Origin of the sequence: Vibrio profundi (assembly GCF_043642225.1) — a bacterium.
GTDB lineage: Bacteria > Pseudomonadota > Gammaproteobacteria > Enterobacterales > Vibrionaceae > Vibrio > Vibrio profundi_A.
This window is the reverse complement of the sequence record NZ_JBHZSF010000008.1, coordinates 77,377-101,597: the sequence shown is the minus strand read 5'-3', so window position 1 is coordinate 101,597 and position 24,221 is coordinate 77,377. Positions and strand designations below refer to the sequence as shown.

Annotated in this window: 17 protein-coding genes and 3 pseudogenes; 10 read left to right on the top strand and 10 right to left on the bottom strand. The window is 43.6% G+C overall.

Annotation, left to right across the window (positions count from 1 at the left end):
• Positions 1-253 precede the first annotated feature (253 nt).
• Together ACHUFI_RS13670 and ACHUFI_RS13665 are read left to right on the top strand one after the other, a co-directional pair.
• Positions 254-1,564, top strand: coding sequence for a glycerate kinase type-2 family protein (locus ACHUFI_RS13670; protein WP_394249989.1), 1,311 nt, complete (start codon positions 254-256; stop codon positions 1,562-1,564).
• 171 nt (positions 1,565-1,735) lie between these two features.
• Entirely contained in the window at positions 1,736-2,344 is a 609-nt protein-coding gene (locus tag ACHUFI_RS13665; protein ID WP_394249987.1) for a TetR/AcrR family transcriptional regulator, read from the top strand.
• Between the two features lie 81 nt (positions 2,345-2,425).
• Here the strand turns inward: ACHUFI_RS13665 and ACHUFI_RS13660 are convergent, their stop codons facing one another.
• From ACHUFI_RS13660 to uraH, 6 genes are all read right to left on the bottom strand, one after another.
• On the bottom strand, positions 2,426-4,822 hold the full coding sequence (locus ACHUFI_RS13660; RefSeq protein ID WP_394249985.1) for a hypothetical protein: 2,397 nt from the start codon (positions 4,820-4,822) through the stop codon (positions 2,426-2,428).
• A gap of 120 nt (positions 4,823-4,942) precedes the next feature.
• Complete coding sequence (locus ACHUFI_RS13655) at positions 4,943-6,178, bottom strand: alpha-xenorhabdolysin family binary toxin subunit A (protein WP_394249983.1); 1,236 nt, start codon at positions 6,176-6,178, stop codon at positions 4,943-4,945.
• A 612-nt stretch (positions 6,179-6,790) separates the two neighbouring features.
• Complete coding sequence (locus ACHUFI_RS13650) at positions 6,791-8,152, bottom strand: 8-oxoguanine deaminase (RefSeq protein ID WP_394249981.1); 1,362 nt, start codon at positions 8,150-8,152, stop codon at positions 6,791-6,793.
• Positions 8,153-8,293: 141 nt separating this feature from the next.
• Entirely contained in the window at positions 8,294-9,709 is a 1,416-nt protein-coding gene (locus ACHUFI_RS13645; RefSeq protein WP_394249979.1) for a nucleobase:cation symporter-2 family protein, read from the bottom strand.
• Between the two features lie 229 nt (positions 9,710-9,938).
• Positions 9,939-11,282, bottom strand: coding sequence for an NCS2 family permease (locus ACHUFI_RS13640; RefSeq protein WP_394249977.1), 1,344 nt, complete (start codon positions 11,280-11,282; stop codon positions 9,939-9,941).
• Between the two features lie 246 nt (positions 11,283-11,528).
• Positions 11,529-11,882 carry a hydroxyisourate hydrolase gene (uraH, locus tag ACHUFI_RS13635; RefSeq protein WP_394249975.1) on the bottom strand — a complete coding sequence of 118 codons (354 nt, stop codon included), beginning with the start codon at positions 11,880-11,882 and terminating at the stop codon, positions 11,529-11,531.
• Positions 11,883-12,251: 369 nt separating this feature from the next.
• Between uraH and puuE the strand changes: the two genes are divergently transcribed.
• The 6 genes and pseudogenes from puuE (at position 12,252) to ACHUFI_RS13605 (ending at position 18,653) form a co-directional block, all read left to right on the top strand.
• Positions 12,252-13,175: an allantoinase PuuE gene (gene puuE / locus ACHUFI_RS13630; protein ID WP_394249973.1), complete on the top strand. Its 924-nt coding sequence runs from the start codon at positions 12,252-12,254 to the stop codon at positions 13,173-13,175.
• Between the two features lie 41 nt (positions 13,176-13,216).
• Positions 13,217-13,732, top strand: coding sequence for a 2-oxo-4-hydroxy-4-carboxy-5-ureidoimidazoline decarboxylase (gene uraD / locus ACHUFI_RS13625; RefSeq protein ID WP_394249971.1), 516 nt, complete (start codon positions 13,217-13,219; stop codon positions 13,730-13,732).
• 188 nt (positions 13,733-13,920) lie between these two features.
• The gene (locus ACHUFI_RS13620) at positions 13,921-14,508 is read left to right on the top strand and encodes an ureidoglycolate lyase (protein WP_394249969.1); all 588 of its coding nucleotides are present in this window, start codon (positions 13,921-13,923) and stop codon (positions 14,506-14,508) included.
• 22 nt (positions 14,509-14,530) lie between these two features.
• Positions 14,531-15,491: pseudogene (locus ACHUFI_RS13615) on the top strand (urate hydroxylase PuuD); the annotation flags it as partial.
• A 41-nt stretch (positions 15,492-15,532) separates the two neighbouring features.
• Positions 15,533-15,802, top strand: a pseudogene (locus ACHUFI_RS13610) (urate hydroxylase PuuD); the annotation flags it as partial.
• Positions 15,803-16,148: 346 nt separating this feature from the next.
• Positions 16,149-18,653 carry a putative bifunctional diguanylate cyclase/phosphodiesterase gene (locus ACHUFI_RS13605; RefSeq protein ID WP_394249967.1) on the top strand — a complete coding sequence of 835 codons (2,505 nt, stop codon included), beginning with the start codon at positions 16,149-16,151 and terminating at the stop codon, positions 18,651-18,653.
• Between the two features lie 78 nt (positions 18,654-18,731).
• Here the strand turns inward: ACHUFI_RS13605 and ACHUFI_RS13600 are convergent, their stop codons facing one another.
• Positions 18,732-19,613 (bottom strand): AEC family transporter, encoded by an 882-nt coding sequence (locus ACHUFI_RS13600; RefSeq protein WP_394249965.1) that lies wholly within the window; start codon positions 19,611-19,613, stop codon positions 18,732-18,734.
• 219 nt (positions 19,614-19,832) lie between these two features.
• The gene (locus ACHUFI_RS13595; protein WP_394249963.1) at positions 19,833-20,783 is read right to left on the bottom strand and encodes a DUF4382 domain-containing protein; all 951 of its coding nucleotides are present in this window, start codon (positions 20,781-20,783) and stop codon (positions 19,833-19,835) included.
• Positions 20,784-20,935: 152 nt separating this feature from the next.
• Here ACHUFI_RS13595 and ACHUFI_RS13590 point away from each other — a divergent pair, with 152 nt between their 5' ends.
• Together ACHUFI_RS13590 and ACHUFI_RS13585 are read left to right on the top strand one after the other, a co-directional pair.
• On the top strand, positions 20,936-21,541 hold the full coding sequence (locus tag ACHUFI_RS13590; RefSeq protein ID WP_394249961.1) for a class I SAM-dependent methyltransferase: 606 nt from the start codon (positions 20,936-20,938) through the stop codon (positions 21,539-21,541).
• A gap of 54 nt (positions 21,542-21,595) precedes the next feature.
• Positions 21,596-21,862: pseudogene (locus ACHUFI_RS13585) on the top strand (sensor histidine kinase); the annotation flags it as partial.
• An 88-nt stretch (positions 21,863-21,950) separates the two neighbouring features.
• Here ACHUFI_RS13585 and guaD read toward each other — a convergent pair.
• Complete coding sequence (gene guaD, locus ACHUFI_RS13580; RefSeq protein WP_394249959.1) at positions 21,951-23,285, bottom strand: guanine deaminase; 1,335 nt, start codon at positions 23,283-23,285, stop codon at positions 21,951-21,953.
• An 83-nt stretch (positions 23,286-23,368) separates the two neighbouring features.
• A complete protein-coding gene (gene xdhC, locus ACHUFI_RS13575) occupies positions 23,369-24,220 on the bottom strand; it encodes a xanthine dehydrogenase accessory protein XdhC (protein WP_394249957.1) in 852 nt (283 codons plus the stop codon).
• Position 24,221: the final 1 nt, after the last annotated feature.

Here is a 24,221-nt window from a genome sequence, read left to right as displayed (position 1 = left end):
ACAGCAATACCCTATGGATTTGTTTGGGGATAGACAACACCATAGGCTGCAAATTGAACTACACCTCTAAGTTCAATTTGCCTAAGTTTCATGTAGTTCGTTAATAAATCGCGTAGTTTCGTCTCCTTTTATACGCGTTCCCGATACAAGGCTAGGAGTTGAAGTTGACCCTTTCCAACTTATCTTAGCAGGCACTTCTAAGCCTTGTATTGGGATTCTTTTTTTATTCTTTCTGTCAACTAAGGAGTAGCTGATGGACATTGATGCTAAACAGTTTTTGCATACCCTTTTCTCTAGCGCAGTCAATGAAGCATTGCCTAAAAATCACATCGAACCGTTCCTACCAAAAGATATTTTCTACCGTTCTGCAAACCAAGGCGGACGTACAGTCGTAATTGGAGCGGGAAAAGCAGCAGCGTCAATGGCAGCAGAGCTTGAATCAGTGTGGCAGAACAACAAAAGTGCTGACTTGGCGGTCGGAGATTTAGAAGGTTTGGTGGTCACTCGTTATGAGCACACTGCACCATGTGAATACATCGAAGTGATTGAAGCGGCGCACCCAGTGCCAGACGCAATGGGATTGGAAGTTGGCCAGCGTATTCTAGATTTGGTTAGCGGTTTAAATGAAGATGATACCGTCATTTGCTTACTATCGGGCGGTGGCTCAGCGCTATTGAGTTTACCAGGTGGTGAAATCACGCTGCAAGAAAAGCAAGCAATCAATAAAGCCTTGCTAAAGTCAGGAGCAGCGATTGATGAGATGAACTGTGTTCGTAAGCACTTGTCGGCAATTAAAGGTGGGCGTTTAGCGAAAGCGGCTTACCCAGCGACGATTCTATCGCTTGCGATTTCAGACGTTCCGGGCGATGACATCAGTGTCATTGCATCGGGCCCAACCGTACCAGATAGCACGACTCGCTTTGACGCCTTAGCCATTTTAGAGCGTTATGATATCGAGATCCCTACATCGGCTTTCCAATGGCTAAATAGCCCTGAATCGGAAACCGTTAAACCGGAAGACGATTGCTGGAAAAACAGTACTCACCATATTATCGCAACGCCTCAATCTGCGCTTGAATCTGCTGCGGCAGAATCTGAAGGGTTAGGCATTCCAGCCTTTATCCTGAGTGATTGTATCGAAGGCGAAGCTCGAGATGTCGCGAAAGTTCACGCGGCATTGGCGAAGCAAATCGCAGACAAAGCCCAACCTTTCGAAACCCCGTGTGTACTACTTTCTGGTGGTGAAACAACCGTGACCGTTAAGGGGAATGGACGAGGAGGTCGTAACTGTGAATTCTTGCTTAGCTTATACAATGAGTTAAAAGGCCACGATCGAATCTACGCGCTCGCGGCAGATACAGATGGTATCGACGGTGTGGAAGACAATGCAGGAGCTTGGATCACTCCAGAGACTTGGATTGAAGGCAACAAGTTGTCGTTGAAAGCCGAAGACTACCTTGATGATAACAATAGCTACGACTTCTTTAAGAAAACCGGAGTGCTATTGACCACTGGGCCAACTTTGACCAACGTAAATGACCTTCGTGCCATATTGATTTTATAGGCTTTTTTCAATATTCCTCGAGTGGCTGCCAGTGTATTCTCGTGCTGGTGGCCACTTTTTTATTCATAAATGCAACCGACAAAGCAGTTAGATAATTTATAAAACATATCTACTGGACTAATGAAGCACGTTGATTACTATGGATTAGGTAATAGTTGTAAAGGACGTAGTATGTCTAGGATCAGACAAAAGAATCAGGATTTAATCATTGAAGTGGCGAGCGAACAGTTTGCTACGCATGGTTATGCTGCAACCAAAATGGTTGATATCGCGAAAGCCGCAGATATTCCTAAGCCTAATGTATTTTACTACTTTAGCTCAAAAGATAAGCTCTACAACGCTGTTCTTGAAACGGTCACTCAACCTCTTTTAGAAGCCTCTAAACCGATTGAGGAATTGGACGACCCTGTTGAAGCTTTAACTCAATATATTCAAACCAAACTCACTATTTCGCGCGATCATCCCTTTGCCTCTAAAGTGTTCGCCAATGAAGTGATGTCCGGTGGTAAAGTACTTCCTAAAGAAATTGGTGATGAACTATTCAATCAGTCTCAAATGATCATTGATAAGTTTTCAACGTGGTCAGCTCAAGGGTTAATGGACGACGTGCCAGCTCACCATTTGATGTTTACGATTTGGGCAGCCACTCAAACGTATGCTGATTTTGGTTGGCAGATTTGCAGTGTCATGAAGAAAGAACAGCTCGACGATCAAGATTACGCCGATGCAGCTAAGTTTATTACTCAATTAGTGATCAAAGGCTGTGGCGTTAATAGCTGATTGACTGTCTAGATTATGAATAAAGGCCAGCGAAACTCGATTTCGCTGGCCTTTTTCATTGCACGTTATTCAGAGCTTGTATTAGTTGGAACAGCTATTTCCATTTGGAATGCCGCTGCCTAAAAATTCTACTCGAATTTGTTCTACGTCTCTCAAGTAAGTATTTTGATCGAGATCGGTTGAATCAAAGTTGTTTAGGGTGACATTCCAAGAGCTGAATGGCGTCGGTTGGAAGTACGCATATTCAAACGTATTGGCTAATGCCCCATCAGTGATGATGCTGACATCATTGGTTGTTGGGTCGTCCAATCGATAATAAAACGCGCGTGAAAGGGGGCTTGAGCTAAACTGGTAGTCGTTATTTTCATATCTATCTTGGTAGTTGCCTGCACTGGAAATATTGAGGTTTAACTGCTTACCGTAAGGTAGATTTTCGCCTTCCAAGAAGACTCGAATCGTTGAAAGCCTCACGCGGTCAAATGCGCAGAACTGAGATTGCTCCAAAGGAATGGCAAAGTTTATTTGACCACTGTCAGCAAAGCTCGCTAATTGTTCTTCTCCAGAAATCACATAGTTATCGATAGTAAAATCTTGTGGTGCTGGGTGGAATGACGAAAGCGCATTCACATACTCATTTTCAATGGAAGCAAGGTCAAACTGGTAATCTAAATAACGCTTATCGAGTGATGGAGTCACTTCGCTTGGTTTTAGCGCCCAATATTCGTAGGCTTGAACATAGTTAGACAATGCGACATACATAGGGCGTTTGAAATGCATCAGAATGCGCGAAAGCTCTCGTTCAATTGAGTCAAAACTATCACTGTCTGATTGAAACCCATCAATGGCGCTATTAAGCCTTTGTTGCTGGTTTTCCGTTACGCTTTTAGTGAGAAGAAGATCCACGAGCTTGGCTTGCTCCTGAGCAAAATTTAGCTGGGTTGTATTGATAGCTTTACCAAGCAAAATCTGTTTTTCCAACTCCAGTAAATAGTTTCTCGCGCCTTTAATGCCAAGGCTATCCGCATACCGTAAGTTACTGCGCACTTCCGTCAGCATCAGATCCCAGGCTAAGTTACTCTCGTTGAGAGTGGGGATGTTGAAATTGAAGCCGTCCATCGCCTCAGAGATTTTTTGCTGCTTAATGGTCGATTTCACATCGGCGGTCAGCTGCGCAATTCCTGAAATCGTTTTGGTCACGCTGTCGATGATGCCAGTGACAGACTTAATGTTAGTGACAAGATTCTTTGCTTTATCCAGCGCCTCGGGCGTTTTAGCGAGCTGTTCAGTTAAGTCATTTACACCAGAAAGGTTGCCCGTGAATACGCCACTGACCGCGCTGCCAATTTCAGCGATGGCTTTAAAAATGGCTAACGCTGCATTGAGCTGTTGCTGAGTTTTCCAGTTCTCAACACCGACTAAGTAGGTGGTTCTCGCGCTTAATGTGACGAGTTCTTGCGCTTTGTACTGACTATCGATTTCCGTGAGGCTGTCGCCAATCTTATCGATGTTTGATTGAGTTTGCTTAATGACCGATTGTTGAGCGTTTAAAACGTCTTCTACGTTAGCGAGTGCTAACTTCGAAGACTCAATTTTGTCTTCCACTTGGGTGTTTCTGTCTTGGATGATGTCCCATTGATCTTGATACGCAATCATGGCTTTTAAATAAGCTTCGTACTTGTCTTGATATAACACGCGATCAAGGTAGGGAACGTAGTTGCTCTCTTTTGTGTTGAAGGCAATGAATTGCTTGAACGCAACTGTTTGTAGATAGAGGTCGGAAAGTATCGGGTCGTCCTCTACGACAGAGCCAGAAAAGCGCATACTTTGTTCAATCCAGCTAATCAGTTTGAGGCTTAACTCTGGGTTACTATCAAACAGACTGGCTGCCATATCAAAGGAGCGATTGAGTACATCTGTAAATGGTGCTTTCGCTAACTTCATTTGCCCCGTGATGTTGGAATCAATCGTTGTATGTCTGTAACGTTCTCCGGCCAACACTACTGAAGCGCCGTGACCTGTTTGGCCAGTTAATGATTCGCGCGAAATACTGCCATCGCTTTGAAACGCTAGAACGTTAATGGGCGTTTCAATGTCCTCGGCGATTACGGTAACCGAAGCTGCAGAGCCTTGTTGGCCCAACACAAAAGTCGCGGCTCCGGTTCCGACAATTTTACGTGCAAAAATCACGATGTTTTGGTTATTCACAACCAGGTTAAAGTTTTCTGAAACTTCAATGGTGTCTGCAAAAACCACAACTTTAGAAGGTTTGGTGGCATAAAGGTTTTGTTCTGTGATCCAGTCACTAAGATTGATATGCAAGTCAGAGGTGACACGGGAAATGGGGCCTATGTCAGAATACGCAGATTGAGTCCAACTTGGTATCTCAGTTGAATTTGGCAGGTTATTTAGTTCTAACCAATCGCCGGAAAATGCGTGTGGGGATAATGTAAGAGAAATAATTATTGGTAGTAATCTCATATTAGAATCCTGTAGATATTCATGAGTCATTAAATTTAGGTCGCAGAAACCCTCACCTTAGTGAGAACTAAGGTGTAGGGTGGCTCTTGTTGTTATATTTTAAAGAGAGGTAAAGAAGCGTTATTCCATTTCTTGGATATAAGCGTTGTTAGCAAAAGCTTTTGCTTTCTCACTTATATTATTCCAATTCATTTCTGAAATAGCGGTATTAGCTAAAGCACCAGCAGCCCCTAATAGCGCATCATCTTGGAGAATGTTGGTATTGTTTTCTGCTTCTTCTAATGCAGCAATCAATGAATCAAAGTCAGCATTCATTTTCTGCCAATTCAATTTAAGACTATTAATATGTGGGATAGCACTTTCAATTTTTTGGGAAATGACATCGATACTTTCTGAAGAACGATGATATGAGTTATATATTTTTTGAGTGTAAGTAAGCTGATTTTGTAGGTCTTTGACTTCGCTCTGTAATTCGTTACGAAGCTTACGTGCTTTCTCAGCCTTGTCTCCATACACTCCCATAATAGGAACAGCAACCATAGGGAACCAAGCGTAAGTCACTGCGGTAGCTGCGACTGTGACGTAGTGGTTATAGTCGTCATTCAATTGGCTAATGCGTGCGTTTATTTCGTTGACTTGCTGCTGCAAAGCGCTGCCATCGTCACTCAAATACCCGTTGTGTGTGCCCTCGAGTACATCGAGCTGCAACTTTTGAGTATCGAGATCTGCTGAAAAGGTCAGTAGGTTTTCGCCAACCGTCGCGACTTCATTTTGGTAGCGAGTTGAAAAGTTTTGAAGGCTTTTCAGATACGCGATCGCGAGCTTTCGGTTCTGCTCTACTGCTGCAATATCATCTGGAAATGGTGAGAAAGCCTTAGCCAATATTTCGTTCAATGCGTTACTAAGAGGCTGGATCATATAGTCTTTTATCTGTGAGTAATTGGCTAAGCTTAAAGAAAGCCCGACAATTTTAGGATAAAGATCTTTTTTCCAGTAGTAGGCCGTGTCATGGATATTAGAGTACTGCTCGACTAGAGCTTGAAAGTTCGAAAAGGGGATACCGTCGGGAATACTCAGCGTAGATTTCATGCTTGCTTCGGTTACAGGAAGTGCAAGTGCACCTTCGACATAAGCTTGAATCTGATACCATTCCGCCTGATTTAGAATAAAGTTATCGGTTTCTAAATCAATAAAAGCACCGTTTTCACCGATTATTGTTTGGTAAGTAATAGGTGAAATGGTTTGCTCCACTGAACCACTTGTTTGTAGTGCGATAGCCGGGTTAGCGAATGCTGACACTGAGATTAAACCAAGTGATAGTGTGGATAATACGAGTGCATGCTTGATTTTTTTCATTTTTTAGCCTTGTTTAATTTTTATTGTTAGCTTTTTAAAGACAATAATTCCCCTACCAAATAATGGCATTTTTAATATTTATGATGAATTATTGAATAGCTTTTATTTATATTTATTAGTCGGTGTGTTGTTACTGGTCGAACTCTCCTCCGTTTATTTGTTTTCTATTTATTGAATTCGGTCAATTTATAGCAACTTTATAAAGCATTGTTTTAACTTGATCACACATTTATTAGTGTGTTGTTTGTTTTGTGATCTATTAAAATTAGTGATAATTAAATTAGCTTTTGATTGTTTTTTTGCAGCTTAGGTAAATAAAGGGATTCAGGCTTGCAGGTCTATTCACTATTTCTTTATCTGATAACATTATTAATAAAATATTTTTTTGATTAATAACTAAATCTGTTGAGCATTAGTGCCCTTTGGTTATGTAAGTAGGTGTTTAAACTTTGATCTGTGCCAAATTTAGCGGTATTGACCATACTTTTGGTGAGGTGTAGTGGGAAATTGAAGCAATATACGGAAATCGTGAGATAAGGTTGAAATATCAGTAGTTCTGATTGAAAGCGCCGGCTTAAGAGCTAAGCCGGCGAAATGGATATTTAAGTGATGTTAGTTGTTCATCGCTAACTTACCCAGCTTCATTGCAGCCGCATGGTGACGGTGCATAAGTTGTTCCATGTCGACGCCAATCACGGCGCCATCGGTGACACGCCATTGACCAGCAATCATCACTTTATCCGCTTGCTGAGCGCCGCAAAGAAGTAGAGCGGCTAAAGGATCATGGCTTCCTGAAAAGCGAATGTCGTCTAGTTTAAACATGGCAACATCGGCTTGTTTACCCACTTCTAAGGTACCAATATCACTGCGGCCCATCGCTCTTGCTGAACCCGAAGTTGCCCAGCGTAACGCATCAAAATGCGACACATTGGCGGAGCCGTATTGCAGCCTTTGCAGATACATGGCCATGCGGACTTCGGCAATCATGTTAGAGCCATCATTAGAGGCACTGCCATCGACACCTAAGCCGACTTTGACGCCTGCTGCTTCGAGTTCGTTATTCTTACAAATGCCAGAAGCCAGCATCATGTTTGAGGTAGGGCAGTGGCTGATACCAATGCCTGCTTTACCTAATCGGCGGATTTCTTCAGAGTTGAAATGAATACCATGAGCCAGCCAAGTACGCTCGTTTAGCCAGCCTACATCTTCCAAGTAATCCACCGGGCGAAGTCCAAACTTCTCGATACAGAAATCTTCTTCGTCTAAGGTTTCACATAAATGGGTATGCAGCATGACATTTTCACGCTCACTGATCTTAGCGGTTTCTTTCATTAAGTCAGTGGTGACAGAAAACGGCGAACATGGCGCCAGAGCGATTTGAATCATCGCGCCGTCATCTCGCTGGTGGTAATCGCGAATCAAGCGTTGGCTATCATCAATGATCGTTTGTTCGGTTTGAATGGTGTGTCTTGGAGGTAATCCACCTTCATCTTCCCCAAGGCTCATTGAACCACGCGTGAATATTGCTCTTACGCCGAGTTTTTCAGCGGCTTCGACTTGAAGGTCGATTGCGTGCTCAAGGCCATTTGGCAGCAAATAGTGATGATCTGAAGCGGTTGTACAGCCAGACATCATCAGTTCAACGAGCGCCAATTCGGTCGCTAAGCTCATCATTTCTGAATCAAGATTTGCCCAAACAGGGTAGAGGCTTTTCAGCCAGTGGAAGAGTTCTTTATTTAACGCGCCAGGGTAGGCACGAGTTAAAGTTTGGTAGAAGTGGTGGTGAGCATTGATCAAGCCCGGTGTGACAACATGCTTTGATGCATCAACGCTGTAATCAACGGTCGTGGTTGGCTCTTGATGTTTGCCCACTAGCTCGATGATTTGATTACCTTTAATCACAATACCGCCATCTGCATCAGCTGTGGTGCCAGTGTAGATCGCGAGCGGATTCTTAATCCATATTGTTTCCATTCATAATAGTCCTTAGCCATCTCAGCCTTTTCAGGGAAGAGGGTCTTTAAGTATTTTAGTTAATAAAAAAGGGTGTATATATTGGCAGGGCGATCGGTTTCATTAAGCCTTCGTCCTGCGTCAATTTTGTATCAATATTGCTTAGTTTGCTTTGATTTCTGTTGCTACAGAATCTGTCTTTTGTTGAGTCAAAGCCAGTTCTTCTTCAGCTTGTTCTTTCATTTCTTGCTCTACTTGCGCTTGGCTTTCTGCTAGTGCTTCTTGTTCTTCTGCTTTAGTCGATTTTGGTAATACTAGGTTTAGCAATACCGTCATGATAGTACCGGTAGTAATACCTGAGTGCAGGAAGTTAGCGATGTCATGAGGCAAATGTTGCAGTAAGCGTGGTTCGAAAGTAACCGCTAAACCAGACGCTAAACCGACACAAATCACCAGAGCGTTACGCTTAGTATCAGCGGCTTTAATCAGCATTCGAATACCTGCGTACGCGATCATGCCAAACATGACGAAGCCAACACCACCAAGTACAGGTTTAGGGATGGTCACAGCTACTGCGGCTAGTTTAGGGAAAAGGCCGCCTAAAATGAGTAAGCCACCGGTTACCGCCACCACGTATCGGCTTGCAACACCAGTAATACCGACGATCCCCACGTTTTGGCTGAATGATGCTAGAGGCATAGCCGTAAGGATTGAAGATAAAGTACTACCAATACCATCGCCTAATAGGCCACGTTTTAGATCGTTACCACTCACTTTAGTTTGGCAGTTGTTACCCAGCGCCATGAAGTCACCAGTCGCTTCCGCGATAACAACGATGTAGACCAAGCTCATACTAATAATGGCACTAATAGAAAAGGTAAAGCCGTATTTAAATGGTTCAGGGCCACCGACCCAGGCTGCCGAACTGATTTGCTCTAAGTTCACCATGCCAAGCGATAGCGCGACGATGTAACCACCCGCTAAACCAATGACAATTGCAGAAGCGGCAACAGCGCCTTTACAGTAAACCGATACGCCAACCACAATACCAAGTGATACAAGCGCTAGGAAAAGTTTAGGTAAGGTTGCAAATTCTTCACTGACGGCAGGCGAATCACCCACCCAGTTCATTGCGACGGGGAGTATGGTTAAGCCAATTAAGGTTACCACCACGCCACTTACGACTGTAGGAAAGAGCTTTCGAACTTTATCCATGTAGAAGCTGGCAGCAATAACCACGAAAGAACCAATCAGTGCCGAGCCCATGATGGCGCTTACGCCACCTTCATTACCAATTGAAATGGCAACGCCTAGGAACGCAAAGCTGGAACCCATAACGACGGGTAATTTGATACCGACCGGGCCTATACCGATACACTGAGCAACAGTGACTAAGCCAGATGCCAGTAAAGCAGCATTGATTAAAGAAACAATCTCTTCGTTGGGTAAGCCGATAGAGGCACCAACAATGAGGGGAACGGCAACAATACCGCCGATAGAAGCGAGCATATGTTGTAGAGCGAGTAGCAGGGTTAAGCCGTGTGGTGGTCTTTCATTTAGGGTGTACAGAAGTTTCATTTGATATTCCTCTGCCTGTGTTCCGTGCACAAGCGAATGACGGTCAAATAATGACTTCTACAAACTGCGTAGGGTCATAAAAAAGGTGCACTAAACGCACAGAAAATCCTCTCTTCTGCGTGTTAGTACAATTAGCTTTCTTAATTCTTGGGTGTGTCTGTATTTATTATTAGAGGTAGAGCTTGGTTAGGTTGGCTCAAACGAGCCAACCTATAAGTGAACTTGGTGATTAACCAATGAACACAAGTTTCGCAACAAAGATAACCGTCAAGAAGTACATTGAGATTGATACATCTTTCGTTTTACCTGTTGCTACTTTAAGTACTGTGTAAGTGATGAAACCTAAGGCAATACCATTTGCGATAGAGAAGGTCAGTGGCATCATCAACGCTGTAATAGCCGCTGGAGCACCGTTTGTGAAATCTTTCCAATCAACATGTTGCATGCTGCTCATCATTACGAAGGCTACGTAAATTAGTGCGCCAGATGTTGCGTAAGCTGGGATCATACCTGCTAGTGGCGATAGGAAGATTGCTGCTAAGAACAATGCGCCTACTACGATAGCTGATAAACCTGTACGAGCACCTGCAGCAACACCTGCAGCACTTTCTACGTAACTGGTTACTGGAGGACAACCTACACAAGCACCTGCAACACTTGAGATACTGTCAGCTTTAAGCGCTTTGCTTAGGCCTTCAATCTTACCTGTTTCAGGGTTAGTTAGGTTCGCTCGTTCTGCAACGCCCATTAGCGTACCAGCAGTGTCGAACATGTTTACAAAAAGGAACGCTAAGATAACACTGATCATTGATACGTTAAGTGCACCCGCAATATCCATTGCCATAAACGTTGGCGCAATGCTAGGTGGTGCCGCGAAGAAACCGTTGTATTGTACTAGACCAAGCATCATACCGATTAGCGTTACGCTAAGAATACCGATAAGCACTGCACCAAATACTTTACGCTCACTTAATACCGCAATGATTAGGAATGCGATAGCCGCAAGCAAGGCTTCTGGCTTAGTGAAGTCACCAAGAGAAACGAGAGTTGCTGGGTTTTCTACCACGATGCCTGCAGTTTTAAGGCCGATTAAGCCCAAGAACAAACCTACACCAGCGGTCATTGAGTAACGTAAACTTTCAGGAATACTCTCAATTATCCATTGGCGGACTTTGTAGAAACTCATCCCGACGAATAAGATACCGGAAATAAACACCGCACCGAGCGCGACTTCCCAGCTGTAACCCATTTCACTTACTACTGTGAAAGAGAAGAAAGCGTTCAAGCCCATGCCAGGTGCAAGGCCGACTGGCCAGTTTGCAAAAAGACCCATCAACAGACAACCGATTGCAGCACCGATACAAGTTGCAACGAACACGGCGCCAGCATCCATACCTGATGCCGCCATAATTTGCGGGTTGACGAATATAATGTAAGCCATGGTAGCGAAGGTTGTTACGCCACCGATTAATTCATCCTTGATGCTACTTCCGTGTGCTTTGATCTTAAAAAGTTTTTCTAAGAATCCGTTATTAGCGTCTTGGTTGAGTATTTCTGTTTTACTCTCACTCATGTCAGCAAGTCCTTTTTGTTGTTTTTCGTGATTGAATACAACTAGATTTCAATTTTAAGTGTCTGAATTTTTAGGGTTAAACCAATAATCGATACGATTAATAGCCTGTGTTTCCCTAATCATTCATATTCTTAATCGCCATATTTCAGGCAAAGCATTCCTAGTGGGGATACAGAAAGGTGTAAGCCCCTAACAGAAGATGCGAATAATGTGTGCGACGAAACGATTCAGTGTGAATACGTTCGCTTAGCTGCCTCGATAAGTTGAGAAACTGTAAGGCGAAACGAGTAGCGGTACATGGTAATGCGCATCTTGATCGTTCAAACCAAAACGGATTACGACATCGTCTAAAAATGGTACGTCATCGAGCGTGACACCTTTGCTTTGGTAGTAATCCGCGACATGGAAAACCAATTGATACTTGCCTGAGCGGAAGTCATTTCCTGCAAGGATCGGAGCGTCTGTACGGCCATCAGAGTTGGTGAGAATGGTTGCGAGTTTCTCAACTGATTCCCCATCTACTTTAAAAAGTTCTACTTTGATTTCAGCGCCTGGCAAGCCATGCATTGTATCCAAAACGTGTGTTGTTAATCTGCCCATAATTCCTTCTTAGCGCTCTCACGCCCCTAATATTTCCTAGTTTTACTCTTTGTACACAATTGTCTGTTGCGTCTTGTGTTGATACAACTATGAACGCAATGTATACAATTAGTAAAGCCCTTTGTTATAAAAATGTTAACCTTGATGTCGCATTTTTTGCATATAGACTCACGCCTGCTGCCAATATAAGCCAGTAGATTAAGTTGCTAACTTGTTGTTTATATAGAGTTAGTTTAAATAATTTTAACTTAACTAACAAAATCTTTACATTGAGATAAATAATTGTATACAATAAATGTTACAGGGGCTTAGTTGATGCATTCGTTACTAATGCAATGGAGCCAATCACTTTTTGTTAGGAGTACTTGGATGAATAAGGATTATTCAAGAAACTTAGTCGGGTATGGTGCTAATCCGCCAAATCCTAAATGGCCAGGTGATGCACGTGTCGCAGTCTCTTTTGTATTGAACTACGAAGAAGGTGGCGAACGTTGCTTATTACATGGTGATGATGAATCGGAAGCATTTCTCTCAGAGATTCCATCTGCGCAACCAATTAAGGGTGAGCGCCATATCAGCATGGAATCGATTTATGAATATGGAAGCCGCGCCGGTGTTTGGCGAATACTACGCCTGTTTGACGAATACGAGATTCCTCTAACGGTATTTGCGGTTGCGATGGCGATAGAGCGTCACCCAGATGTCGCGCAAGCAATGGTAGAAGCAGGGCACGAAATTTGTAGTCACGGTTATCGCTGGATTGATTACCAATATATGGATGAATCCCAAGAGCGCGATCATATGACCAAAGCGATTGAGATCATTCAAGAGATCACAGGTCAGCGCCCACTAGGTTGGTACACTGGACGCACTGGTCCTAATACGCGTCGTCTTGTCGCAGAAGAGGGTGGTTTTTTATATGACTCAGATGCATACGATGATGATCTTCCGTATTGGCACACTGAGACAGGTCAACCTCAATTGGTGATCCCGTATACGCTAGATGTGAACGATATGCGTTTTTCTACGGTGCAAGGTTTTAACTCTGGCGAACAATTCTTCCAGTACTTAAAAGACACGTTCGACACCTTGTATTTAGAAGGTGAGACAGCACCGAAAATGATGTCGGTCGGTTTGCATTGCCGCCTGATTGGTCGTCCTGGTCGTATCGCAGCGCTAAGACGTTTCTTAGATTACGTCAAACAGCATGAAAGCGTGTGGTTGTGTCGCCGAATTGATATCGCGAATCACTGGCATGAGCATCATCCGTACCAAGCAAATACAGATAAATAACAATTAATAACAGCAATACGCTAGCAGCAAGGAGGCTTCACGTGACTGAATTTAGATCATGCCAACCAACTAAGATGGATCGCGATACCTTTGTCGCTCATTTCGCTGATGTTTACGAGCACAGCCCATGGGTTGCAGAAGCTGTTTTTGATCAAGGGTTGAACGCCGAAGACGATCATATAGAGAATCTTCATTTGAAAATGGCGTCAACGCTGATCAGCGCAGATCAAGACAAGCAGTTGGCATTGATCAACGCTCACCCGGATTTAGCCGGAAGAGCAGCCGTAAATGGAGAGTTAACAGAATCTTCAACCAAAGAGCAGGCGGGCGCGGGCATCGACCAATGCAGCGCAGAAGAGTTCGCCAAATTTACTTCTTACAACAACAGCTACAAAAGTCGCTTCAACTTCCCTTTTATCATGGCAGTAAAGGGAGCCAATCGTTACCAAATTCTTGAGTCCTTCGAGATGCGATTAGGAAATGATAGTGAAACTGAGTTTGCTACGGCGATTCAAGAGATCAATAAGATCGCAATGTTTCGTCTCTGGGATATGTAAGTCATAGAAGACAACTATCGCAGATTTAGTCTTAACCGTGGCTGTGAAAGCTAGCGGATAAGTTCTCATTTTATTATTACTCGATTAATTGGGCGGAATGTATCGATATGTTCCTAAACATAGAAGCCCACAGAGCAAATACAGGCCAATTAATTGAGCTCATATATCGGAAGACTTAAGGAAGCAACATGAGCAATGGAATTCAAAAGCTGACGATAGAACCTCTCACTAAACAAGCATTTGCTGAGTTTGGTGATGTGATTGAAGTAGAAAATAGTGATTACTTTATGATCAATAACGGTTCTACCAGGCGTTACCATAAGTTGGCGCAAGCGGATGTAGATGAGCAGGGCGGTAACGCGATCATCAGCATCTTTCAAGCAACGCCACTTCAGTACCCGCTAACCATTCAGATGCTAGAAAGGCATCCGCTTGGGTCACAAGCTTTTGTTCCTCTGCTGAGTCAACCGTATCTAATTGTTGTTGCTCCTAAAGGAGATGACCCACAACTCAGCCAATGCCGTGCGTTTTACAGCAATGGTAAGCAGGGTGTGAACTATCACAAAGGTGTTTGGCATCACCCTGTATTAGCACTGACGGATCAAGATAAGTTTTTGATCGTCGATCGCGGAGGCGAAGGCCATAACTGCGATGAAGTGCATTTTGAAAGTGATTTAGTGAGTTTGTCTTTGGATGATTTGCCAAACCTAGAGCAAGGTGAAGCAAGTACGTCAACAGAGAGCATGAAGGATAACGCACAACTCGCAAGCGCGTAGTTGGTGATACAGGAGTTTTATTATGGATCCGCATATTACGGAATGGTTGAATTTAGCAATTCGCTGGATACACATGATTGTTGGTGTAGCATGGATTGGTGCATCATTTTACTTTGTTTGGTTGGAAAATAACCTTAACCGAGTCAACCCAAAAACGGGATTGTCTGGCGACTTATGGGCAATTCACGGTGGTGGTATTTATCACCTAGAGAAATACAAACTCGCACCGCCAGAGATGCCTGAGCACCTACACTGGTTCAAATGGGAAGCGTACTTCACGTGGATCACAGGTGTGTGTCTGTTGGGTGTGGTTTACTACCTAAATGCGGAAATTTACCTGATTGCCCCAGGCTCTGGTTTGGATTCAACCACGGCGATTGCAATTGGTATTGGTTCTCTAATCGCGGGTTGGTTTATCTACGATCTACTGTGTGATTCACCGCTAGGAAAAACGCCAATGCTGCTTGGCTTGGTATTGTTCGTCGGCTTAGTCGGAGCGACTTACGGCCTGTCTCAAGTGTTCAGTGGCCGTGGTGCTTACATTCACGTTGGTGCGATTATCGGTACGATCATGGTGGGTAACGTATTCCGCGTCATCATGCCAGCACAGCGTAACCTAGTGAAAGCGATTGAAGAAAAGCGCGAACCAGATCCTGCGCTACCAGCGAAAGGTCTACTTCGTTCTCGTCACAACAACTACCTAACGTTGCCAGTACTGTTCATTATGATCAGTAACCACTTCCCAAGCACATACGGCTCGGAGTACAACTGGTTAATTTTAGCGGGCTTAGCAATCTTCAGTATCTTAGTTCGTCACTACTTCAACACTCGTCACGGTAGCCAGAAGTATGCTTGGACAGTGCCTGTAGCGGCTCTAGGTATGATTACATTGGCATTCGTCACTTCGCCATATGCGAATAGACCAAGTGTTGCACCAGCGGCGCCTGCTGCAAACGTTGAAACTAAAGCGACAACTGAAGCAGACCCTGCGAAAGAAGTACTTGAGCTAGCGACAGAGAGTCACAGCAATGGCGTCACGTTTGAAGAAATCAACGAAGTCATTCAAGTGCGCTGTTCTGTATGTCACTCAGCAACCCCAACTCACGCTGCATTTGCGGTAGCACCAGCTGGAGTCGTACTGGATACCGCTGAAGAGATCAAAACGAATGTTCCAAGAATTATGGCGCAGTCGGTTCAAACGAAAGTCATGCCTTTAGGTAACTTAACGCAAATGACTGACGAAGAACGTGCATTGATTGGTACGTGGGTCGAGCAAGGGGCGGTCATTCAATAATAGAAATAAGCGTTAAATATAAACAGTTTGTTATTCCTTTTTCTAAGTTCATGAGTCTTAGATAAGGTTAGGGGAGTTTGGTGTGAGCACGCAACCAAACTCATTCCCACCCTGTTTCCCCGGTCCTATAGCCGGGGCTTTTTGTTTCATGTGCACAATAAATCCAGATTATGTATTGACGCTCATTCATTGGTTGGGGTATGAAACATTTTCATTAGAACATCCTAAAATGATAACTAACACAATAAATGCCGTACAATTAGTAAGTATTACTAAGGGCTAATAGATATGAACTGATGATTATATTAGTATTATCTATACTATTATAATAAGTGTTGGATGTGTGATGGAGCACCTACTACAGGGGCTGATTGAGGCTAAATCAAGCTCTGAGTTGTTTTTTAATTCGCTTAACCTTCTCTATAAAAAGTACAGACCGAACCACTGTTTTCTTGCTGATACGAGCTGCGGTGACGCGTTAGCTTATACAAAATGTTATTTACAGAATGGTAAATTGGCTGAAAACTTTTCTTATTCTTTACAAGGTACCCCATGTGATATCGCATTAAGCAGTGATGATGGTCATTGTTTCTACCCCACCGGTATTCAAAAGGTTTTCCCTGACGACCAAGCACTCATTGATTTAGAGGCTCATGCTTATATTGGCGTTCCGTTAACCGCTCGAAATGGTGAGCGTGTTGGATTGATTGTGATGCTTTTTGATAAGGATATGCCTGATTTAGTACTTGATGATGAATGGTTAAATCATCTTGGGTTCCTCGTGGGTCAGGAGTTTTATCAAAGAAAACTCAATAAAAAAAATGAACAGCTGATTCGACAATTTAGTCATGTGGAAGCGATAACCAATATTGGTTTCTTCTCTTGGGATTTTGGCTCACAGTCGTTCGAATTCAGCCCTAACTTTTGGTCTGTTGTTGGTACCGATCCGCAACCTATCAGCAATCTTCCGGAACTCTTCTCTCGCTTTATCTTTAAGTTAGAACACGATCATCTGGATTTCGCGACTAAAGTCTTAGCTAACTTGAGTAACCCGAATGCTACTTTTGTTAGTAAGAACAAATCCCCTATCAATAAGCACATCAAATTTATTTGCCATAATGTGGTCAACGAGCATGGGCAGATCACGAACGTTGAGGGTATTGTTCAAAATATTACCGAACATACCGAGCTCACTCGTGAATTTCACATTGCCAAGCAAGCTCTCAATCAAAGTCATGACGCGATAGTGATCACTGATAGAGATAACCAAATCACCCACGTAAACTCAAAGGTTGAAGAGCTAACAGGGTACTCTCAGTCGGATTTGATCGGCGAGTCACCGGCCATCTTCTCTTCCGGACTACAAAGCGCTGAGTTTTATCAGCAGATGTGGGCTGAGTTAGAAAGCAATGGTCGTTGGGAAGGGGAACTTTGGAACCGTAAGAAATCGGGGACCATTTATCCTGAGCTGTTGTCCATTTCGACGTTAAAAGATGAACATCAAGATGTCTCTCACTATATCGGGGTGTTCAAAGATTTAAGTCAACGTAAGAACAATGAAAAACAGATCGCACGTTTTCAAAAATATGAGTTTGTTACTGGGCTGACCAAGCGACAGTTTTTCATTCAAGAAGTGGAAGAACGTCTTCAGCGTTCATTACAACTTTCGGTCGCGTTATTCGATATAAAAGGCTTCTCTCACATTAATCAACACTATGGTGATGAATACGGGGATAAGCTGCTTTCAGCGGTAGCGAGTCGCTTAGAAATGCTCTTGAGTGATGAATGCATAGCGTGTCGTTATGGCTCGGATGAGTTTGCGATTTCTATTCAAGGGGAATCCGATACCGCAGTTCTTGAGCTTTGTGACTCCATTAAACAGGATTTGTTAACAGGGTACCAAGTGGGTGGGCACACGATTAACGTCGATTGGGCCGTCGGTGTTTCCTCTATGTCGGAGCTGACCCAAAAAACCAACCCAATGATGCAAGCCAAACTTGCTCTCGATAAGTCGAAAGAAACACAAGGTCGTCCGGTTCTGTTTACTTCGACGCTAGAGAATCAAGCGTTAAGAAAGATTAAGCTTAAAAAGGAACTGGAAGCAGCGATAGAAGCTAACAGTTTAGAAGTGCATTACCAGCCAATTTACAACACAGACGAAGAGTCAATCAGTAAATTTGAAGCGTTAGCTCGCTGGAGGACAGACACAGGCTATATCTCCCCGTTTGAGTTTATTGCGATTGCAGAAGAGTACAATTTGATCGCAGGGCTTGGTCGATGCGTGTTAGAGATAGCTTGTCGTGATTTAAGGCGGCTTTATGATCAGGGCTATACCGATGTTGTATTCTCAGTTAACCGTTCGATCAAAGAGCTTAACACCAAAGAGCTGCATCATAGTTCGGTAAAAGAGCTACTAAATAAGTATGATCTTCCTACGACGGCGATTGTGATTGAAATTACCGAATCTATCTCGCTTGATGACAATCCAGTCGCGAAGCAGGTGCTTGATCAATTGAAGCAAAGTGGTATCAAACTGGCGATTGACGACTTTGGTACTGGTTATGCGTCTTTTGTTAATTTGATTGACCAAGACCTTGATTATTTGAAGGTGGATCGCTCGTTTATCAAGAACCTTTCGACGGATAAGAACAGTATGATTCTGACGAAAACGGCGATCAATTTGGCGAATCAACTCGACCTAGACGTAATCGCTGAAGGGGTAGAAACGCGCTGCCAACTTAACTTATTAAAGAGCCTTGGCTGTCAGTTTGTTCAAGGGTATTACTTGGGTAAACCCGCGCCATTTGACGAGATCTACCCCCATTTATCAAAAAAGGTGGAAAGTGCATGAACGACATAAGTTGTCGTCAATGAACAATAAAAAGACCAACGCGAAATCGTTGGTCTTTTTTATTATTTGTAAAGCTAATTAGGCCGATATGGAAAGGGCAAAAGTCAGCAAAATCGGCAAGGTGATAACACTAAGGAAATTACCAAATAAAACCATTGAAGCGACATTTGTTGGTTCAACATGAAAACGTTCTGCAAATAGATAATTCATCACCGCAGGTGGCAGCATAGTGAACAGCACCATCATTTGCAGATGCAGAGTCGGCAGAGGAATGAAAAAGTAGATAATTGCAAACGCAACTGCCCCCGTTGCGATTGATTGGCATGTACTAAACAAGCCGACTTTTAATCCACTCAAGCGCAAATTCACCATTTGAGAACCGAGCGAAAGCAGCATGATTGGTACTGCTGCTTGCCCCAGTAGAGAGCTGGCTTCATAAAGCGGAGTCCATACCTGAACATCTGATAAGTTTAAAAACAGGGCTAAGGCTGCCGCTAAGAAAATTGGCATCGAAAAAATTTGTTTTAGTGGGTTTCCGTTACTTAGCAAAGCAAGCCCGATACTAATATGCACGCAAGCTGACACCACAAACAGCAAAACGGCTGGCGCTAAAGCACTTTCACCAAAGGTATATGTGAAGAGAGGGATAGCTAAGTTTCCACTATTACGAAACATATGGGGTGGAGCCCAAGCTTTGAAGTTGATTCGAGCCATTTTGCAAATCGGGATCATCAAAATCCCCGGCACTAGTAGCGCAATCAACGAGGCATAAATTAAAGGGAGTTGCTCGGTATCCAGTGGCATTGATGTGAGAGAGGCAAATACCAAGGCAGGTATACACACATCCATATTAATTCGATTGATTGGGCGAAAATCGGGTCTTATCCAACGGCCAATGACAAATCCAACACTCGCCAAAGCAAACACTGGAAACAAAATACTGACGACTTGCTCAAACATAAAATCCCTTTATGGCATCTGTTGAACGATAAGTAGTCATGAGTAAATAGTGTTCAACTTCATTACGTTATCAGCATTTAAGATAGGCGTCACGGGTAAATATTCGTCGACATCACACTTAGTACTTTCATACCCAAAGCAGGGGTCGTAACCATAAAAAAGCTCTACTAGGTAGTAGAGCTAATTGAATAGTGGAGAGAGCTTCATTGAAGCTTAAAACTAAAGGAAGTTAACAACGCCAGATGCTTCTGGAGCTAGGGTCACTTCAGATACTTTATCAATGGGAAGAGGGATACTGACATCACTGTCGTATTGAATTGGGTCATCGTCACCGCCATTGCATGTAAATGCGACCGTATAATCGCCAGCAGGTAAGAATCCGAAAGAATACTCTCCATTATCTGCGACTTCAGTCGACGCGTAGGGGGCAACTGAACCAGCAGGAACTGGGTTATTGGCATCGAACTCCTCATCGGCTTCATCAACAAGGTCAATCAAATCAGCGGCATCTAATCCGACTCCACTGTACAGATAGATATAATTCTTCGTATCTACAGTACAGCTTGCATCAGCGGTAAATAGGTTTTGATCGACAGTGCCATTTAAGCTAACCGCCGAACTATCTAGAATCGTAATGCCGTGAGGCTTAAGGATGTAACCATTGTTGTTCCCCAGGTTGCCCCGCATCACCAATGATTGTCGAAGATCGAATTCGATGGTAAAGGCTTGGGTTGCTGCTTCGGTTATTTCAAAGCTACCTAATCGGAGCATATTACTTGGTTGTTTTAGGTCGTTGGTGCCGTTCTGATCATCAACGAAGTTCACGCCATTTTCACTACTGATGTGCAAAATCAGGTTTTGATAATTGCCGATAGGAACGGGCAGAGAGCTGACAATGACGGCTGAATCTTCGCCCTGATAATCCAGCAGGTCAATTTGTTCGTAATCGTCGTTGGGGTTCGTTGGAGTGACGTCTAAGAATATCGATTCTCCTTCACTATTGACTAATTCAACTTGAGTGAAGGCTATTGTGACTGAACTGGCATCATCAACAGGTGCATCAGAAACGGCAAATGAGGTATTTGCTGTTGCGGAGGTTGAAGCGTCATTGCCACAGCCGTACAAGGTTGCAACCATAAAAGTCACAATGAATAAGGATAGATACTGCATAATCTCAATCTCGGGTCGGTGTAGACCTCTTAAGCATAGTTGAGTAATAGGGCTTTATGAATTTGTGATATTGATCGAAGTAAAAATATTCCCTTACTGCGGGTTCGGGTTAACCTTTAACACTTCTCGTCTTGGTCATTGGTTAACATTCTGTGCATTTTCTCGATCGTTTTAGCATCTATAATTACCACCGAAAGCGCCTGAAATCGTGGGCGGGCAATAACCCCAAAGTTCAAGGGTGGCAAAGCGTTGAATCACAGCAAGCAAGGTTTGACGCCATTGCTCACGCGTTGGACTTTAACAATAAACGCGTGGTCGATTTAGGGTGTGGACTTGGTGAATTATATGACTATTTGAATCACACTTACTCGCTAAGTCACTATCAAGGTGTCGACCAGCATCGCCCTTTTCTAAAGCAAGCTGAATCGCGGGTTGGGGCAAACAATGTTGAGTTCCTTTACGGAGACATCAGCCGCCACGAGTGTATTGATGCTGATATTATCGTTGCTTGTGGTTCGTTAAATTATCGTTCTCGCGATCCCGATTATTTGTCAAAAATTGTCACTCGAATGTATCAACAAGCGAATGAAGCGGTGGTTTTTAACTTATTGGATAGCGATTATTTCCATGACCGATCTCTGCTTAAAGCATACAACCGAAAAGCCATCTATCGCTTTTGCAAAACGCTGACGGATCAAGTGATACTAATTGATAATTACGCTGACGATGACTTCACGATTGTGCTCGAAAAACATTAATTTCAGATCTTAACCCTCCCTTAACCCTACATTGATTATCTTCATGTCCATTCTTTGCCAGAAAGCTTATGTCGCATTGTACTATCGAATCTGGTCCGCAATGCTTTACAGCACACCTCTGAGGGCTCTGTGGAAATCTCCCAAGTGGGTAATCAAGTCACCATTGTGAACCAGAACGTTAACGGCAGTGTTGAGGATAATAACTTAGGCTTTGGCTTGGGTTGAGAGCTGACACACAGGTTAGTCGACCAATATGGTTGGCATTATCATAATCAAGAATTAGAAAACGGCAGAAGAGTCGTGGTCGAGTTTTTGGGTTGATTCCTATCCATCTTGTTTTGTGAACCACAAAAAAAAGCTCCGCATAATGCGGAGCCTTTTGGTGATCTGTTGAGCGCTTAACCTGACGCTAGCTAACTAGCTTCTTTTGATCTTGGTAATTCACATCGTAAGCTTTTTCACCGTAGATGTAAGTCTCTGCAACGGTTCGGTCATCACCTAGACTCATCAATACGAACAGCTTTTCTTCAAGCTTGGTTGCCTGTTCCATTCTGAAACGCATTAACTGAGTCGCGTGTAAATCAAGCACGACAAAGTCTGCTTCCTTACCAACTTCTAAGTTACCAATCTTGTCTTCTAAATGCAGAGAACGCGCACCACCAAGGGTTGCTAAAAACAGCGATTTAGCCGGGTGAAGCTTCTCTTGCTGTAGCTGCATAATTTTGTATGCTTCGCTCATGGTCTGCAGAATCGAGAAGCTAGTCCCTGCGCCGACATCAGTACCCATACCTACTCGGACACCATGTTCTTCAAGTTTTGGTAATTTGAATAAACCAGAGCCTAAGAAAAGGTTAGAAGTCGGGCAGAAAGCGATGGCTGAATCGGTTTCTGCAAGGCGCTTACATTCGCAATCCGATAGGTGAATACCGTGAGCAAATACCGAACGTTTGTGTAATAGGCCGTAGTGATCGTAAGCGTCTAGGTAGCTTTCGCGTTCAGGGAACAGCTCTAATACCCACTCAATTTCTTTCTTGTTTTCTGAAAGGTGAGTGTGCATGTAAACGTCTGGGTATTCTTCTAGAAGTTTACCCACTGTTGCCAGTTGTTCTGGCGTACTGGTTGGAGCAAATCGAGGTGTCACCGCGTAGTGTAAGCGCCCGCGATTGTGCCATTTTTCGATCAACTCTTTGGAATCGGCATAGCCGGATTCTGGAGTGTCGGTTAGGTAATCTGGCGCGTTGCGATCCATGAGTACCTTACCTGCGATCATACGTAGGTTACGTTTTTCCGCTTCTTCAAAGAATACGTTCACTGACTCTTTATGCACTGTGCCAAATACTAGAGCAGTGGTCGTGCCGTTGCTAGCCAGTTCGTCTAAAAATAGTTTTGCGACTTTATGTGCATACACTGGGTTTTTAAAACGTTTCTCTTCTGGGAACGTGTAGTTTTCTAGCCAGTCGAGTAGTTGCTCACCGTAAGAGGCGATCATGCCAGTTTGCGGGTAGTGAATGTGAGTGTCGATAAAGCCTGAAGTGATCAGCTTATCTTTGTACTCTTTGACATCGAGAGTTCTCGGTTGGCGAGCAAGTACATCTTCGGCTGTGCCCAAATCAACGATGTGACCGTTTTCAACGACCATTACCCCGTCTTCAAAATACTCGTAGGATTCCTCTAAACCGACATCCTTAGGGTCGGCCACGCTGTGAAGAATACTGGCGCGATAAGCTTTGCGTTGCGTTGTCATGTTTACTTCCTTTTGATTACTTCAATGGCATTATGGCCATTGAAGATCGGCGACTATTTTCCCGTTAAATACGGTTTAACTGGTTAAGCGATTTTCTCTTCTAATTGTGATTCGCTATTGTCGCTTGACTTAATTTGCTTGGTTGGGCGTTTTTGTTCAAGCGCCTGACCTTGATAGTGTGCGATTAGTTCACCCGCTACAGAAACGGCGATTTCTGCTGGGTGTTTTCCATTCACTGCGCTAATGCCAATTGGGCAAATCATAGTGTTGATTTGTTCTTGGTTATAACCACGCTGTTCTAAACGGAAGTCAAACTTCTTGCGTTTGGTGAGTGACCCAATCATTCCAAAGTAACAGCTGTCTTCGCGGTCAATAATGGCTTTGGTAAGATCAAAATCGAGCTGGTGATTATGGGTCATGACTAAGTAATAGCTATTCGGTGGCATTTGTTTCACTTCACCGACCGGATCGTCAGTGACGAGCTTTTTGACACCTTGAGGAAGCTCTTCTGGGAAGACTTCGTCACGTTCGTCAATCCAAGTGACGCGGAAAGGGAGAGTTGAAACAATGTGTAGAAGGGCTTTGGCAACATGGCCTGCACCGAACAACACTAGATGGTTTTGTTGAGTACCAATAGGTTCAAAACTGAGTGTTGCCATCCCTCCGCAGCATTGTCCAAGCCGAGCACCTAAGTTAAAGCGTTCCACTTTCAGCGATTTCTCACCTGCAATTAACATTTCACGAGCCATTTTGGTGGCAACATGTTCAAGGTGACCACCGCCAATAGTGGCAATCAGTCGGTCGCGAGTGACCAGCATTTTGGTGCCAGCATCACGTGGAACAGAGCCGCGGTCTTCAAGAACGGTCACCATTACACAGGGTTCATAGTTCTCTTCGAGTTTTGCCAGTTCGTGAATCCAATTATCCTTAAACATA

What these genes read in the sequence shown, in the direction of transcription:
- ACHUFI_RS13670 (WP_394249989.1), top strand. Translation starts at nt 254, where the DNA reads ATGGACATTGATGCTAAACAGTTTTTGCATACCCTTTTCTCTAGCGCA.
- ACHUFI_RS13665 (WP_394249987.1), top strand. Translation starts at nt 1,736, where the DNA reads ATGTCTAGGATCAGACAAAAGAATCAGGATTTAATCATTGAAGTGGCG.
- ACHUFI_RS13660 (WP_394249985.1), bottom strand. Translation starts at nt 4,822, where the DNA reads ATGAGATTACTACCAATAATTATTTCTCTTACATTATCCCCACACGCA.
- ACHUFI_RS13655 (WP_394249983.1), bottom strand. Translation starts at nt 6,178, where the DNA reads ATGAAAAAAATCAAGCATGCACTCGTATTATCCACACTATCACTTGGT.
- ACHUFI_RS13650 (WP_394249981.1), bottom strand. Translation starts at nt 8,152, where the DNA reads ATGGAAACAATATGGATTAAGAATCCGCTCGCGATCTACACTGGCACC.
- ACHUFI_RS13645 (WP_394249979.1), bottom strand. Translation starts at nt 9,709, where the DNA reads ATGAAACTTCTGTACACCCTAAATGAAAGACCACCACACGGCTTAACC.
- ACHUFI_RS13640 (WP_394249977.1), bottom strand. Translation starts at nt 11,282, where the DNA reads ATGAGTGAGAGTAAAACAGAAATACTCAACCAAGACGCTAATAACGGA.
- uraH (WP_394249975.1), bottom strand. Translation starts at nt 11,882, where the DNA reads ATGGGCAGATTAACAACACACGTTTTGGATACAATGCATGGCTTGCCA.
- puuE (WP_394249973.1), top strand. Translation starts at nt 12,252, where the DNA reads ATGAATAAGGATTATTCAAGAAACTTAGTCGGGTATGGTGCTAATCCG.
- ACHUFI_RS13620 (WP_394249969.1), top strand. Translation starts at nt 13,921, where the DNA reads ATGAGCAATGGAATTCAAAAGCTGACGATAGAACCTCTCACTAAACAA.
- ACHUFI_RS13605 (WP_394249967.1), top strand. Translation starts at nt 16,149, where the DNA reads ATGGAGCACCTACTACAGGGGCTGATTGAGGCTAAATCAAGCTCTGAG.
- ACHUFI_RS13600 (WP_394249965.1), bottom strand. Translation starts at nt 19,613, where the DNA reads ATGTTTGAGCAAGTCGTCAGTATTTTGTTTCCAGTGTTTGCTTTGGCG.
- ACHUFI_RS13595 (WP_394249963.1), bottom strand. Translation starts at nt 20,783, where the DNA reads ATGCAGTATCTATCCTTATTCATTGTGACTTTTATGGTTGCAACCTTG.
- guaD (WP_394249959.1), bottom strand. Translation starts at nt 23,285, where the DNA reads ATGACAACGCAACGCAAAGCTTATCGCGCCAGTATTCTTCACAGCGTG.
- xdhC (WP_394249957.1), bottom strand. Translation starts at nt 24,220, where the DNA reads ATGTTTAAGGATAATTGGATTCACGAACTGGCAAAACTCGAAGAGAAC.